8 protein-coding genes and 8 tRNA genes are annotated in these 15,723 nt (G+C 55.1%); 2 read left to right on the plus strand and 14 right to left on the minus strand.

The window, feature by feature from the left end; translation table 11 throughout:
• Window positions 1-145: 145 nt before the first annotated feature.
• Window positions 146-3,370, minus strand: coding sequence for a S41 family peptidase (locus K5621_RS12050; protein WP_221049350.1), 3,225 nt, complete (start codon window positions 3,368-3,370; stop codon window positions 146-148).
• Between the two features lie 344 nt (window positions 3,371-3,714).
• Between K5621_RS12050 and K5621_RS12055 the strand changes: the two genes are divergently transcribed.
• On the plus strand, window positions 3,715-4,503 hold the full coding sequence (locus K5621_RS12055; RefSeq protein WP_221049351.1) for a phosphatase PAP2 family protein: 789 nt from the start codon (window positions 3,715-3,717) through the stop codon (window positions 4,501-4,503).
• A gap of 70 nt (window positions 4,504-4,573) precedes the next feature.
• On the opposite strand, the gene K5621_RS12060 is transcribed toward K5621_RS12055, so the two are convergent.
• On the minus strand, window positions 4,574-8,002 hold the full coding sequence (locus tag K5621_RS12060) for a hybrid sensor histidine kinase/response regulator (RefSeq protein WP_100145688.1): 3,429 nt from the start codon (window positions 8,000-8,002) through the stop codon (window positions 4,574-4,576).
• A gap of 329 nt (window positions 8,003-8,331) precedes the next feature.
• Here K5621_RS12060 and acs point away from each other — a divergent pair, with 329 nt between their 5' ends.
• Window positions 8,332-10,284 (plus strand): acetate--CoA ligase, encoded by a 1,953-nt coding sequence (gene acs / locus K5621_RS12065; protein ID WP_221049352.1) that lies wholly within the window; start codon window positions 8,332-8,334, stop codon window positions 10,282-10,284.
• A gap of 445 nt (window positions 10,285-10,729) precedes the next feature.
• On the opposite strand, the gene K5621_RS12070 is transcribed toward acs, so the two are convergent.
• The 12 genes from K5621_RS12070 to tolB all read right to left on the minus strand — a co-directional run bounded on the left by K5621_RS12070 (window position 10,730) and on the right by tolB (window position 15,715).
• Window positions 10,730-11,899 carry a DcaP family trimeric outer membrane transporter gene (locus tag K5621_RS12070; RefSeq protein WP_221049353.1) on the minus strand — a complete coding sequence of 390 codons (1,170 nt, stop codon included), beginning with the start codon at window positions 11,897-11,899 and terminating at the stop codon, window positions 10,730-10,732.
• A gap of 218 nt (window positions 11,900-12,117) precedes the next feature.
• Window positions 12,118-12,193 (minus strand) — tRNA-Lys (locus K5621_RS12075).
• 19 nt (window positions 12,194-12,212) lie between these two features.
• A tRNA-Lys gene (locus tag K5621_RS12080) sits at window positions 12,213-12,288 on the minus strand.
• A 28-nt stretch (window positions 12,289-12,316) separates the two neighbouring features.
• Window positions 12,317-12,392: transfer RNA gene (locus K5621_RS12085), tRNA-Lys, on the minus strand.
• Window positions 12,393-12,427: 35 nt separating this feature from the next.
• A tRNA-Lys gene (locus tag K5621_RS12090) sits at window positions 12,428-12,503 on the minus strand.
• A gap of 29 nt (window positions 12,504-12,532) precedes the next feature.
• Window positions 12,533-12,608 (minus strand) — tRNA-Lys (locus K5621_RS12095).
• Window positions 12,609-12,644: 36 nt separating this feature from the next.
• Window positions 12,645-12,720 (minus strand) — tRNA-Lys (locus K5621_RS12100).
• A gap of 34 nt (window positions 12,721-12,754) precedes the next feature.
• Window positions 12,755-12,830, minus strand: a tRNA-Lys gene (locus K5621_RS12105).
• 27 nt (window positions 12,831-12,857) lie between these two features.
• Window positions 12,858-12,933, minus strand: a tRNA-Lys gene (locus K5621_RS12110).
• A gap of 137 nt (window positions 12,934-13,070) precedes the next feature.
• Entirely contained in the window at window positions 13,071-13,799 is a 729-nt protein-coding gene (ybgF, locus tag K5621_RS12115) for a tol-pal system protein YbgF (RefSeq protein ID WP_221049354.1), read from the minus strand.
• A 26-nt stretch (window positions 13,800-13,825) separates the two neighbouring features.
• The gene (pal, locus tag K5621_RS12120; RefSeq protein ID WP_100145684.1) at window positions 13,826-14,365 is read right to left on the minus strand and encodes a peptidoglycan-associated lipoprotein Pal; all 540 of its coding nucleotides are present in this window, start codon (window positions 14,363-14,365) and stop codon (window positions 13,826-13,828) included.
• A 24-nt stretch (window positions 14,366-14,389) separates the two neighbouring features.
• Window positions 14,390-15,715, minus strand: coding sequence for a Tol-Pal system beta propeller repeat protein TolB (gene tolB, locus K5621_RS12125; RefSeq protein WP_221049355.1), 1,326 nt, complete (start codon window positions 15,713-15,715; stop codon window positions 14,390-14,392).
• Between the last annotated feature and the right edge of the window lie 8 nt (window positions 15,716-15,723).

Here is a 15,723-nt window from a genome sequence, read left to right on the forward strand (position 1 = left end):
TCTTGGTTATTTTTTACAAAATAATTGGCTGAATTTTGATAGTTTTCCAACAAAAAGCGCCGCTTGCCTGTAAGACTAAGGCAAGCGGCGCAAGTTGTTGGGCTAGTTTCCCCTGAGCTATTTCATCAGAGCGATTTAATCAAAGTCATTTCACCTGAGGCACCCGCACAGGATCAGCAGGCTGCGGCAGCTTCACCGGCGCGGCCGATTTCAGCTCATCCAAGGCAATAGCGATGGCCTTTTCCAGCTGAGGATCTATGCCTTTGGCTGTGTCCTTGGTCCACTGCTCGACTTCCACATCCGGGGCCACACCTTCGTTCTCGACCCGCCACTGGCCGTCGATACTGAAGAAACCGCTGCGCGGCGCCGTGATATGGCCACCATCCATCAAAGAAGGCACACCCCAGATGCCGACCAAGCCACCCCAGGTGCGTTTACCCACCAGCTTGCCCACTTGGTAATAGCGGAACATATAAGGCAGCATGTCGCCGCCCGAGCCGGAGACTTCGTTAATCAACATTACCTTGGGCCCCCAGATACCGCTGCCCGGGCTGGTCATGGGGTGATCACCGGCCATCTGGTTATTGAAGTAGCCGTTACGCTCTCGGCGCAGCACATCTATGATGTACTCGGCAATGTAACCGCCGTGGTTGAAGCGCTCATCTATAATCACGCCCTGGCGCTGATTCTGGGCGAAGAAGTAGCGGTTGAAGTAACTGAAACCGTTCTCACCCGTGTCCGGAACCCAGACATAAGCCAGTTTGCCGCCGGAAGCTTCATCCACCCGTTTGCGGTTATCCTCGACCCAGGCGTTCCGTCTCAATGCCTGTTCGCTGGCCGTTGGCACCACAGTCACCTCAAAGGCTTTTTTGTCACTGCCATCAGGGCTGATGCTGAGACGGGTCTGTTTGCCGAGAGTCCCCTGGAAGGCCTGATAGAAGTTGGCCTTGTTATCCAGCGGTTTGCCGTTAACTGCCAGCAGATACTGGCCCGCCTTGACCTGGGGATAGAGAGCCAGCGGCGCACTGCCTTGGTCCGCCGGATACCAGTTTTCGCCGCGATAGATGCGGCTGAAGCGGTAACCCTTGTCGGTCGCCTCAATATCGGCGCCGAGCAGACCGGTGCGGTTGTCGGCAATTTCCGGCAGATCGCCATCATTGGTAAAGGAGTGGCCCACAGAGGTTTCGGCGCCCATGTTATCGAGCAGATAGGTCATGTCGGCGCCGTGGCGCACATGGGCGACCAGTGGCTGGAACTCCTTGTATACCGCGTCCCAATCGGCGCCGTGCAAATTACTGACATAGAAGTAATCGCGCTGGAAGCGCCAGGCTTCGCGGAAGATTTGCTGCCATTCTGCCTTGGGATCGATACGGGCCGTCAGCTTGACGTTGAGCGTCTTGGCATCGTCCCCCATGGGCCCGGCGCCGGCAAATTGCTGCCAGTTGTCGCCGATTTTCACCAGCAGGCTCTCGCCGTCGTGGCTCAGATGATACTCATCCACATCACCGGCCAGGGTATCGGCCTTACGTTCCTCAGTGCTGTACTTGCGAAGCTCTGTGGTTTCATCCAAATCTTGCATATAGAACAGCTCACCTGGCTTACCGGCGCTCAGGCTGTGGATTTTACCGCTCTCACCCAGAGGCAGCACCCGCTGCGCTATACCGTTAAGATCGATTCGCACCGCAGGCGGCGCATCTGAGCCTTTGGCTTCCTCTTCAGTACCGCTGCCCTCTTCCTCGTCGCTTCTTGGCAGCATGGGCGCCTCGGTGCGGGTATTGAGCAGCATGGTATAGAGGCCGTAAGTCGGGGTGAAGGCAACCGAGGTCATATCCAACCAGGCGGCGTGAGGGCCATAGTCGGTACTGGCGGCAAAATAGAGCTTGTCGCCGGCGCTGTCCCACACTGGGTAACGCACATCGGCCATGCCCTGGGTAATTCTGTTACTCTGATTATTGCGGGTATCGAACAGGTAGAGGCTACGGAAGAAGCTGTCATCCTGCTTGCTGTAGGCCAGATAACGGCTGTCAGGCGACCAGCTGGGGGCCATTTCCCAGTCGGGATTCACTACCGGCTGGCTGTCGATAACCTGCGCCTTACCCTTGGACAAGTCTGCCAGCCAGAGTTGCTGGCGCTGATCGCTGAACACCAGCTGTTTATCATCGGGCGACCAGATAAGCCCGCTATAGAAGCCTTTTTCGGCCAGTTTGATCTCTTGCTGCGGCTTGCCGAGTTGATCGGCTATCACCAGGCGATATTCGCCGCTCTTGTCGGAGAACCAGGCCAACTGTTTGCCGCCGTTGGACCAGGCGGCGCCTACTTCGCGGCTGTCTGAGCTTTCAGTAAGATTACGGGCATCGCCGTGCTCCACGGGCACAGTAAATACATCGCCGCGGGCCACAAACAAGGCGCGCTTACCGGTAGGCGAAATGGCCGCCGACTCTATCTGCTTTTCGACCTCTTCAAAGCGTGGCCGCACCCAGGGGAAATCGGCATGCAGGCTGATGGCCAGTGCCTCACCCTTGTCGTTGGCATTGGTGTTAGCCAGCGACTTTTTCACCAGCTCACCGCGGTATTCGTATACCAGAGTGTCGTTATCCAGGGTAAAACCTTTGACATCGGCATCCTGGTAATGGGTCACCTGCTCCGGCTCGCCACCCTTGACCGCTACCCGAAAGATATTGGTGACCTGAGAGCGGTTGGAGAGGAAATAGATATAGTCGCCGTGCCACTGGGGCTCGAGATCCTGAGTGTTGTCCCAGGGCAGATCTTTTTCCTCCAGGCTATCGAGCGAAATCAACCTGAGCGGCTGATTCTGGCCGCCGCGGTAGTTACGCCAGCCCGGATCCCAAAGACCGGCGCGGCGGTAAACCAGCTGCTTGCCATCGGCAGAGAAACTGCCGTCAAAGGCGCGGTTCATGGGTAAAGGCTTGGGATTGCCGCCCTCGATGGACAGGGTAAACAGCTGCTGCCAGCCTCTCGGGGCATTGGCCCTGCCGGAGCGCAGCAATACCGATTTGCTGTCCGGGCTCCAGCCCACCAGCTGATCCACATCCGGGTGGAAGGTCAGGCGTTTGGGCTCGCCACCGGCAATCGGCAGCAGGTAGATATCCTGATTACCCTCATAGTCGCCGGTAAAAGCCACCCACTTGCCGTCCGGCGACAGCTTGGGTTGCATCTCCTGGCCCTGGAAGCTGGTGAGGCGCACCGCCTCGCCGCCCTTGAGCGACACTTTCCAGATATCCTTGGCGTAGGAAAACACCAGAGTATCACCGCGAAGATCCGGCTCCCGCAGGAGTTTGGCCTCGGCAGCCAGCAAATTGGGGCTGCCTAGCGCAAGGGCCGTCAGCCAAAAGAGTTTATTGAGCTTCATTCCTGTTCCTTGTATTTGAATACCAGCAAACCTGTGGGGATCCCCCGCCAAAACCGCAACTTAACCAGCGCCATAGCAGAGCTACCCCTGTAACATAACCAGTGGTAAAAAAATACGCAAAAAAGGTTTTGTTTCAACTCATTGCAATACGCCATTCCAGGCAATGTAGACAAAAACACCCGGCCTTAAGCAGACCTTAATCTGAGCCGGCCAGAATAATTCCTATCCACCAGCCGGGCCGTGAGTTCAACGCCATGAGTTCAACGCCCGCTTTTTCAGGCTTTTTATTTCGCAGATCTCAGCTGCGACTCGGTTTAAACTCGCGCTATGTCACAGGAATCACAATGCCCATTGCAAGCCACCCACTGAGTTTTCAACACTGGTTCAAACATCATCTATTGTTGCCGTTATCGGTAGGGCTTGGCCTGCTTATCTTGCTGCACATCACTAATGCCGACCTACTGCTGGCACAGTGGATGTTGGCATTTGAAGGCACCAACACGGCCTGGCCCTGGCGCCATGCCTTTGTTGCAGACAAACTGCTGCACACAGGAGGACGGGATCTGGTGGTGCTGGCGGCAGTTGTGTTGCTGTCGACCCTGGTTTTAAGCAGTTTCAAAGCCTCAATGAAACGCTGGCGCCGGCCCTTGCTGATGTTGTTTACAAGCGCCCTGGCAACCGTGCTTTTGGTGCGTATCGGCAAGAGCATGACCAATGTTGCCTGCCCCTGGGATCTCAGTCTATTTGGTGGCCAAAAGCCTTATCTGCCCTTCCCCATGAGCCTGAGCGTTGACACTGAATTGGGCCAGTGTTTCCCCGGCGGCCACTCCAGCGGCGCCTTTGCCTGGGTGGGACTTTATTATCTGGCGTTGGTCTTGAAGCCGAAATGGCGCTTTAAGTTACTCGGCGCGGTATTGCTGATAGGCGCCGTGTTCAGTCTGTGTCAGGAGTTTCGCGGCGCCCACTTTTTATCCCACGATATCGCCAGCGCCCTTATCGGTTGGACCATGGCGACCTTGAGCTACGGCCTGGCTTATCGCCCCTGGCAAGTTGATGGATACGCCGGGGTTCCGGCGCAGGCACTGATACAGACACAGGCACAGATACAGACACAAACAGAAGTCACCCGCTAAAATACCGGGCCTGATTTAATGCCGATAAATCAGGTCCTGTTTCCATAGGCTATTTCACTGAGCTTTTGAATTACGCCTTCTTCACCAGGCTTGAGATCAAAGCCCTGAGCGCCGCCGGTTTAATCATCTTGGCCATATAGTGGTAACCGCGGCGCTCGACATCCTCCACCAGATCCTTACGGGTGTTGGCGGTGATCAAAATACCGGGCAGATGTTGCCCATACAGCGCCCTGAGCTCATCCATGGCATCGACGCCGTTTTGGCCCTTATCCAGATGATAATCTGCCAGCATGATGTCCGGCGCCACCCCTTTGAGCCCCAGCTTGATCCTGGCATCACTCAGATCCCGGGCGCAGATCACCTCGCACTGCCAGCGACTCAACAGGCTTTCGAGCCCGGCGAGGATAGCCTCTTCGTTGTCGATACACAGCACTTTGACCCCGGCGAGCGGCTGCAACACAGAAGAGATGGCCTTGGGTTGCGGCACGCTGACAGTGGCCCCAAGCGGCACCCGAATGGCAAATACAGAGCCCTTGCCCTGCACAGAAGATACACGGATATCATGCTCCAGCACTTTGCTTATTCTGTCGGCTATCGCCAGCCCAAGCCCCAGGCCGTTGACACTGTTGGAATGGGGGTTATCCAGGCGCTTGAACTCGTGAAATATCTCCCTAAGCTGCCCGGCTTCGATGCCGCAACCTGTATCCAGCACTTGCACCTCAAGCTCGCTGCCGCGGCGGCGACAGCCCATCAGCACCCGCCCGCCCTTGGCATAGCGATAGGCGTTGGTGAGAAAGTTCTGCAGCACCCGCCGCAGCAGTGACGGGTCTGAATTGACCGTCAGGCTGCAGGGCATCATGGCAAAGCGGATCTGGCAGTCTTTGGCCATGGCCTCAAACTCCACCGCCAGGGCGTTGAGCACTTCGGAGATGGCAAAGTCGCGCCGTTTTACCTCCACCATGCCGGAATCCAGCTTGGAGATATCCAAAAGATCGGTCAGCAGTTCACCGGCGGTTTTCAGTGAGCTGTTGACATGGGAGAGGGTCAGCCGCCCTTCCCTGTCAAGCCCAGGATACTGACTCAAAGAGGCGGTAAACAACCGGGCCGCATTGAGCGGCTGCATTAAGTCATGCCCCACCGCCGCCAGGAAACGGCTCTTGGAAGCGTTGGCCATCTCCTCCTGGGCCTTGGCTTCGAGCAGCTTGCTGTTGAGCAGCGCCAGCTCATAGGTGCGCTCCTTGACTCTGGCCTCCAGGGTTTCGTTGACTTGCTCCAACGCCTGTTGCTGCTCGCGATATTGGGTAATGTCGGTAAAGGTCATCACAAAGCCGCCGTCCGGCATGGGATTGCCCTGAATCTTGATCACCTTGCCATCGCGCCTGCGCCGCTCTGAGCTGTGGGCGGTGCCGTTGCGCATATGCTGTACCCGGCGCTCGACATGCTCGTTCACATCCCCCGGGCCGCAGTAGCCGCGGGAGGCATTGAAACGTATCACCTCGCTGATGGGCATGCCCGGTTGCAGGAAATCCTCCGGATAGTCGTAAAGCTCTGCATAGCGGTAGTTCCAGGCCACCAGGTTGAGATCTTTGTCCACCACGCTCATGCCCTCGTAGGCGTGTTCTATGGCGGCGCGCAGCATGTCCTGACTGAGAATAATCTTCGACGAGGCCTCATCCACCAGGCTGAAGACTTCATCGAGGGCCAGATCCCGCCCCTGCAACACTGAGTCCATCACCAAAGAGGCGCTGGAAGCCCCCAGCACCCCGGCCAGCATGTGCTCGGTATGGGCAATAAGCTCGGGCGGTGCCGTCTTGTGCCAGCTATCGCTGCGCACCGCATCGGCAGAAAAGCGCGAGAAACTCTCATAGGCCCGGGTCGGGCTGACAAAGCGACTGGCCAGGATCAGCAAGTCCTGCTGACTAATGGGGCCCGTCTTGCGATTACCTGTGTTTTTGAGTTCACCCGGGGTGACAAAGGCGCTGGCCTGAATACGCTCCACCAAGCCGGCGCGCAACCAGATAGAGCCGCCGATATAGCCAATCAGGTTGGCGCCGAGTGCCAACAGGGTATCGTTGACATTGGGCTTAAGCGCCTTTAACAGTTCAAATTGACCTGCCAGCACGCCTTCCCAGGCACCCGAGCCCTTGAGCAACAAAAAGCCCCATAGACCGAAGCCCGCCGCCATGCCGAGAAACACCCCGGCGCGATTGCCGTGTTTCCAGTAGAGCCCGCCCACCAAGGCCGGTGCCAACTGGGCAAAGGCGCCGAAAGACAGCATGCCCAGGTTGGACAAAGAATCACTGCTCTCAAAGCTCAGGTAACTGAAATACCCGAAAGCCAGGATCAGCGCGATGGAGAGACGTCTGGCATAGAGCAGTTGCTGGGAAAACTGGCTAAAGTTCTTGCGACGGATCTGCCCGGTACGCAAGAGTACCGGCACCAGCCACTCGTTACTTATCATCACGCTGATGGTCACCACAGCCACTATCACCATGCCGGTGGCGGCCGAGAGGGTTCCCAGCAGCGCCACTATCGCCAGCCAAGGTGCGTCCAGCGCCAGCGGCAGATTGATCACATAGGTATCGGCAGAGACACTGTCGCCGAGCAGCACCTTGCCCGCCAGGGCCAGCGGCCCGACAAACAAACCGAACAGGCCAATATAAAGAGGGAACAACCAGCGCGCCTTGGACAGTGTCTGCTCGCCTTCGGCCTCGACCACCATGACGTGGAACTGGCGCGGCATACAGAGAAAAGCCGCCATGCCGACTATCAGCTCGGGCATCAGTGCTTCGAGCCTTAGATTGGGATTGACTATTACCCCCTTGGCGCTGGCCTGGCTCCAGAGGTCGCCAAAGCCGCCAAATACCCCGAAGACCACTATGCCGCCCACCAACACAAAGGCGGCCAGTTTCACCAAAGATTCAAAGGCGATAGCCAGCATCATCCCCGGGTTATGCTCGGTGGCATCCAGTTTGCGGGTGCCGAAGAGGATGGCGAAGATGGCCAGCAGCACGGCGATGATAAGCGCGACTTTGGCGCCATCGAGCGGATCATCCGGGCTTTGGAACAGGCTTAGGCTGAATACCATGGCTTTCAGCTGCAGCGCGATATAGGGCATGATGCCGAACAGGGCAATGAGCGTGATGATCACCGCCAGCGGCTGCGACTTGCCGTAGCGGGCGGCGATAAAGTCGGCCACCGAGGTGATATTTTGCGCCTTGGACACCACCACCATTTTGCGCAGCATGCCAAAGCCCAGGGTAAAGATGATGATGGGGCCAATAAAGATATGCAGATAGGACCAAAAGTCATTGGCCGACTGGCCAACCGTGCCGAGAAAACTCCAGGAAGAGCAATACACCGCCAGGCTGAGGGCGTAAATCCATTTCTGTAACCTGCGGGTGACGCCACTGAACCAACGCTCTGCGCCCCAGGCAAGCAGGAACAGCAAACAGACATAACAGACGGCGATCACCGCCACAAAAAGGGTCAAATTCATAGGGTTCTCTTTATTGTCGCCGTATCCGTCGGCGACTGTTGTTATCCCGGCTAGATTACACCAGCCAAGGGTTTTGATGAACCGCTGTGGCGATTTGCATCTTATGCGGCGCCCATTGTGGGGGCAAAAACCTGTATTGGATACCGATTTAAACCCGCGCAAACCTTAACAAAACCACGCCGGCTCAAGCACTTCAAGCTGTGCGTTTTAAACGCAATAACCGATTAATAAATAACATTTTTTCATCACTAGACCAATGTCTAATAGAGACGGCACCGGCAAGCAACCCATACTTTGGCTCACGTATGATAAAAACAAGGGGAAGCCCAATGAGTACTCAGTCTCTTTATAAAGTGCCCGCGGCGATTGCGGCCAATGCACTGGTAAATGATGAAAAATATAAGAAAATGTACCAGGAGTCCGTGGTTAACCCCGAAGGTTTCTGGCGTGAACATGGCAAGCGTATTGACTGGATCAAGCCCTATACCAAGGTCAAGAAAACCTCATTTGACGATCACAATTTGTCGATCAACTGGTTCTACGACGGCACGCTGAATGCCTCGGCCAACTGCCTCGACCGCCATCTGGAGAAACTGGGCGATCAGACCGCCATCATCTGGGAAGGCGATGATGCCAAAGATCAACGCACCCTGAGCTACAGCCAGCTGCACACAGAAGTGTGCAAATTTGCCAACGCCCTCAAGAGCCAGGGCGTGCGCCGCGGTGACGTGGTCACCATGTATATGCCCATGGTGCCGGAAGCTGCCATCGCCATGCTGGCCTGTGCCCGCATCGGCGCCGTACATTCCGTGGTATTCGGTGGTTTTTCCCCGGATTCCATCGCCTCACGCATCATAGATGGCCGCTCCAAAGTCATTTTGACCGCAGACGAAGGCCTGCGCGGCGGCCGGGCTATTCCGCTCAAGCGCAATATCGACGAGGCGCTCTCCCATGCGGATGTCACCACGGTTGAGAAGGTGATAGTGCTTAAACGCACCGGCAATGATATCAACTGGGTCGAAGGCCGTGATGTCTGGTGGGAATCGCTGACCGAAACCGCTTCCGAGCATTGCGAAGTGGAAGAGATGGGCGCCGAGGATCCCTTGTTCCTGCTCTACACCTCAGGCTCCACCGGTAACCCCAAGGGGGTGCTGCACACCACGGGCGGCTACATGGTGTACGCCTCCATGACCCACGAATATGTGTTCGACTACAAGCAGGGCGAAGTCTACTGGTGCACCGCAGATGTGGGCTGGATCACCGGCCACAGCTATATGATTTACGGCCCGCTGGCCAATGGTGCCACAGTGCTTATTCACGAAGGTGTGCCCAACTACCCAAGCCCTGCCCGCCTGGGCGAGATGATTGACCGCCATCAGGTCAACATACTCTACACGGCCCCCACGCTTATCCGCGCCCTGATGGCCGAAGGCAAGGAGCAGTTTGACCAGTTTAACGGCAGCTCGTTGCGGATCATGGGCTCTGTGGGCGAACCCATCAACCCTGAGGCCTGGCGCTGGTATCACGAGGTCATAGGTCATGAGCATTGCCCGATTGTCGATACCTGGTGGCAAACCGAAACCGGCGGCATTCTTATCAGCCCGCTGCCCGGTGCCACAGACACCAAGCCTGGCTCGGCCACCCGTCCCTTCTTCGGGGTGCAACCTGCGCTGGTAGACAACATGGGCAATATTCTGGAAGGCGCTACCGAGGGCAACCTGGTGATGCTGGATTCCTGGCCGGGACAGATGCGCACGGTTTACGGTGATCATGAGCGCTTTGCCCTGACCTACTTCAAAACCTTCCGCGGCATGTATTTCACCGGTGACGGTGCCCGTCGTGATGAAGATGGCTACTACTGGATCACCGGCCGGGTCGATGACGTGATTAACGTCTCCGGTCACCGTCTGGGCACCGCTGAGATTGAAAGCGCACTGGTGGCGCACGATCTGGTGGCCGAGGCCGCAGTTGTGGGTTATCCCCATGACATCAAGGGCCAGGGGATCTACGCCTATGTCACACTGACCAAGGGCATAGAAGCCACCGAAGAGCTGAGGCAACAGCTGAGACAATGGGTGCGCAAAGAGATTGGCGCCCTGGCAACGCCGGATCTTATCCAGTTTGCCGGTGGCCTGCCCAAGACCCGCTCCGGCAAGATCATGCGCCGCTTCCTGCGTAAGATTGCCGCCAACGAGATTACCAACCTTGGAGATGCATCAACCCTGGCCGACCCAGCCGTGATTGATACTCTGATTGAGTCGCGACTCAACCGTACAGAGTAAAAGCTTACTTCCTCCTATTGCCCCTCCTGGAGGGGCATTTTTTTACTTTCAGCTTGGATGCCCTCAAGGGCGGCTTAAACGGTTCACCTATGTAAGCCGCTCCTACATTTCAATTATCTCTCCTGTTGCACCCGAAGCATTAACATGTGAAGAATGACTTTTCACATGTTATCAATGGCATGAATAGCGAATTAGTGTTTGGCAAGCTAGACGCAATAATCAGCAACGAAATCGGTCATAGCTCACTTATGGCGTTGATGACCCCCGAGGGCGGGATTTGGCAATAAAGGAAAACCATATTACAGCCCCTAAACCTTTAAGGCCTATTTCACCATTGCCTGGATATTTAGGCCACCGAATAAAGCAAGCCACCCTGAGGTGGCTTGGCTAAGAGTATAAATAGGGATCATAAGTAGGGAGTCACAGCTCCCGGTCGCAACAAGGGTTAGAGCACGTATTTAGCCGAGAAAATGACCCGGTTGAGTTCCCCATCTGTGCCATTTTCCCGCTCGTTCTTGGCATACATATACTCTACCCCAAAGGTCAGAGCCTTCACCGGCGAGTAAAGCAGGTTGATATAACCTGAATAGGATTCCTTGTTGGCGCTGCCTCCGGTCAGAGACACATCGTTATCGGCGCTGAAAGCGGACAAGGTAAAGCTTGAGCGCCACTGCTCGTTCCACCAATGACGATAAGACACAAAGCCTGAGTAGGATTCTATCGCCTGCAGATCGTTATTGTTATCCAGTACCGCGCCATTGGCAAAGTTCAGCGCCACATAGCGGCCCAGGCCTTCGCCATAGGTGGCGGTGAAACGGATATCATCACGGCCCACAGGAATGATCCCGGCCACGCTGGCGCCATAGCCGAGCTCTGTGCTGTCTATATCCTGATTGGCGATACGAGTCTCCAGTTCGAGTTGCCTCAGCATCCCCATTACAGAGAAACTGGCGCCACCCGAGGTCTTAAAGTTATAACGGGCGATAAGATCCGGCATCACCCCATTACCACTGGTGATCCGGCTGCCACCGCCATAGGGAGTAATAGTGGTTTCCGGGTTTTCAATGGCGATTTGAAAGCCACCATTGCTGTATCTCAGCTGCGCCTGACGGGCAAAGGGAGTACCTTCGGTGGCGCCGACAAAGTCGAGGTTTTCCGGCAAGGCTCCCGGATTCATAAAGGTGGTCCAGGTCTGGCCTATGGTCCAGTTGTCATAGCTGATAAAGGCATGACGAATGCGCGGTGAATAGCTGTTGGATACCCGCTCATCACCATCGGCGTGAGTCATAAAGTCCAGCTCGATAAAACCGGTGAGCGTATGACCATCGAGATCTGTTACCGTCTTGAAATTAAAACGGGTTTCCCGAGCCTGGAAGTCGGCAACCTGATTGCCGTTGCCATCGACACCATAGATGGCACCCGGCACATAAAACTGGCGTGAAATATTGTTGGAGTCGGGCGCGCCATTGCTGTAATCACTGAACATGATATCGGCCTTAAGATAGCCGCCAAACTGCACGTCAGTCTTGTCCAGTGCCGATGCCTGAGCCGTCCCCAAACCGCCCAGTGCCAGAAGGGTTGAAGCACACACCCCGGTGAGTCTTGCTTGTTTCATCTTGGATTGTCTCCCTGTTGTTATGCCAATCCATTCGACAAAGCGCACAACAGCCGAAACAGATTGAGCTAGCAAGAAGCACTATCCGATGTTTAACAGAATTGAAACATTGGCAATAGGTCTATAAGACAAAAGTAGAAAAGCTTTAGCTAAATTAGCCTAATTATCTGCGTAGTTTGGAAATATCGAACTTAAGATGTTGTAGAGGGTATTCTGGATGGTGGGTCGTGAAGGATTCGAACCTTCGACCAATTGGTTAAAAGCCAACTGCTCTACCGACTGAGCTAACGACCCATACAGATGGAGCATTCAGTGGTGGGTCGTGAAGGATTCGAACCTTCGACCAATTGGTTAAAAGCCAACTGCTCTACCGACTGAGCTAACGACCCACTGAATGTTGTGGTCTATCTTTCCTGATGGTGGGTCGTGAAGGATTCGAACCTTCGACCAATTGGTTAAAAGCCAACTGCTCTACCGACTGAGCTAACGACCCGCAGGAAGATCTACCTTTTGCAGTACGCTGAGAAATGGTGGGTCGTGAAGGATTCGAACCTTCGACCAATTGGTTAAAAGCCAACTGCTCTACCGACTGAGCTAACGACCCATCTGGGTGTCACCCTATTCTCAGGCTAGTGGTGGGTCGTGAAGGATTCGAACCTTCGACCAATTGGTTAAAAGCCAACTGCTCTACCGACTGAGCTAACGACCCACGGATATACTGCCAGATTGTTGATTTGAATTGCGATGGTGGGTCGTGAAGGATTCGAACCTTCGACCAATTGGTTAAAAGCCAACTGCTCTACCGACTGAGCTAACGACCCGACATAACTGCCGAGGCAGACCGCAATAAATCAGTGGTGGGTCGTGAAGGATTCGAACCTTCGACCAATTGGTTAAAAGCCAACTGCTCTACCGACTGAGCTAACGACCCACTAAAAAGGTTTACGAAACATGAAGTTGGTGGGTCGTGAAGGATTCGAACCTTCGACCAATTGGTTAAAAGCCAACTGCTCTACCTACTGAGCTAACGACCCATTCAAGTTTCGCCCCAGCAGGCTGTGCCGTGCTGAGGGCGCCTATAATACCGCTTTGTGATTCTCATGCAAGTGTAAATTCCCGATTTTTTGTCGTTTGCATGAAAAACAAACTGGGCGGATGTTTTTTAGTTAAATCATGGTTTAATTGCCGCCAGTTGCTGCTGTGCAATCCTTGCTGCAGCGCTGTTTGCGTACTGTTTCACCACTTGCTGATAGTAGTTCTTTGCCGCCGTTTTATCACCGGTTTTCTCGGCAATCAGCCCAAGTTTAACCAGGCTGTCGGCCCGCTTACCCGATTCCTTGAAGTTATCGACCACATTGGTAAAAGCGGTTTTAGCTTCGGCAAATTCATTCTTATTATAGAGCAGTTGCCCGAGCCAATAGTTGGCGTTATCGGCAAAGCCCGAATTGGGATACTGCTTGATAAAGTCACGAAATGCAGGGATTGCAGCGTCGTACTGACGCTCTTTCAGTACCAGATCGACCGCTCTTTGATAGCTGTCGGTCTCGGACAAAGAGGAGCTGGCCACCAGATTGGATGGAGTCTGGCTAACGGCAGGCGCCGCTGGCTTACTTTGCAGGTTGGCGATTTCGTCATAGAGCTGGCGCTGACGCTGCAACATCTGGTTGATCTGATAGTTTTGCTGTTCGGTCAGGCCTCTGAGCTCCAGCACCTCTTGTTGCAGAGTATCCATTCTGCGCATGGTATCAAACTCAGCTTGCTGACGAGCCTTGATGATCCGCTCAAGGCGGGCGATACGATCTTCGCTGGAACCGCCACCAATATCTTCAACGGGCGCTGGGGCCGCATAAGCGGCCCCAGTTCCCAGAAGCATGGCCGCGATGATAACGGCTTTCTTCATTCTTTAGTGTCCTTCTGTCGCCGGGATCAGTACACCAGTACAGCGCGGCGGTTCTTGGCAAAGCTCTCGTCGGTATGGTTCATGTCCAGAGGCTTCTCTTCACCATAGCTAACAATGCTCATCTGACTTGGCAGTACGCCCATACCCTGCAGGTACTTGGCAACGGCCTTGGCGCGGCGCTCACCCAGAGCGATGTTGTACTCCGGCGTACCACGCTCATCGGCGTGACCTTCAATCAACACACGTACGTTAGGGTGTTCAACCAGATATGTACCGTGGGCTTCCAGAATTTCGGCGAACTCTGTCTGCACTTCACTGCGGTCAAAATCAAAGTAGATGATGTGTTCTTTACGCAGTTCCTGGAACTTGAGGCGCTGCTGCTCTTCAGGGCTCAGCACAGGGTTGGCGCCCCCGATTTCCACGCCGCCGGCAGCATTGCCGTACTCACTGCCGGAAGTTGTCGAACCGCTGGCGTCCGTTTCTGATTCTGAAGTTGAGCTACAGGCACCCAGAGCCAGTAATGGCGCCGCGATTACGATTGCCTTAAACAACTTGTTGAGATCCATCATGTTATCCTTCTGAAATATAAGTTATAGAAACGGTGACCAAGCGGGTGATTTCACTTCACCCTGCCCTACGGGCAACCGCGCCTTGAAACGGCCATCGACAGATACTGCTGCCAGCACCTGCTTGCCGTTATAGGTAGTGCCATAAATCACCATGGTGCCGTTAGGGGCAACACTGGGTGATTCATCGAGCCGGGTTGAAGTCAAAACCTGCATAAAACGCGTCTGCAGATCCATACGGGCAATATTATATTTACCGTTGGTTCTGTTGACGAAAATCATACTGCGGCCATCAGGGGTCACAGTTCCCCCCAGGTTCCACTCGCCTTCGAATGTCAGGCGGGTCACCTTGCCTGAGGCCAACTCTACCTGATATAGCTGGGGCCTGCCACCCCGCTCTGAGGTGAACAGCAACGACTTGCCATCGGGGAACCAAGTGGCTTCAGTATCAATGGCATAGTGATTGGTGATCCGCTTGAGCGCACCTGTCGCTATATCCACCACGTAGACCTCAGGTTGGCCATCTCGGGACAGCGTCACCGCCAGCTTAGTCCCATCGGGCGAAAAGCTCGGCGAGCCGTTGATACCAGGGAAACTGGTGACCTTGGTGCGGCTCTGACTATAGATATCCTGAACAAACACTTCAGCCTTTTTGTTCTCGAAGCTGACATAGGCCAGCTTACGCCCGTCCGGAGACCAGGCCGGAGACATCAAAGGCTCGGGCGAGCGCAGCAACATCTGTTCGTTGTAGCCGTCGTAGTCGGCAATCATCAGACGGTAGGGGTTCTTTTCCTCGCGATTGACCACCACATAGGCGATACGGGTCAAAAAGGCGCCGCGGATCCCGGTCAGCTTTTCATAGACTATGTCGCTGATCCTGTGGCCATACTGGCGGAACTGCGCTTCGCTGATAACGGTTTCGCGGCTATCTAGCAATAGCTCGCTGCGGGACTGAGGACCACCAGTCTGCATCTGCGCCTTAACCAAGTCCACTAGGTCAAAGCTCACCAGATACTTACCGGCGCCATAAGGTTTCACATAGCCCATTACCACGGCTTCGGCAGAAACATTCTTCCAGGCGGCGGCATTGAACTCGTCTATCTTGCTGATGGCGCGTTGACCCAGTGACAATTCATCCAGAGGCTTGAAGGTACCGCTGCGGGTCAAATCAGACATCACCACATCCGAAATCGACTCTGGCGCAGGCCCGGCGCCCTGCCAAACAAAAGGCACCACGGCGATGGGACGCGCGGCGTCCACCCCTTCGGTGATCACTATATCCAGCGCCGCCTTGGCCGGCAGCACCAGCACGGCCAGCAAACAGATAAGACTCTTGGCAATTCGTTTCATGGGGCTCC

It is taken from the genome of Shewanella carassii (assembly GCF_019670705.1).
Classification (GTDB): Bacteria; Pseudomonadota; Gammaproteobacteria; order Enterobacterales; family Shewanellaceae; genus Shewanella; species Shewanella carassii.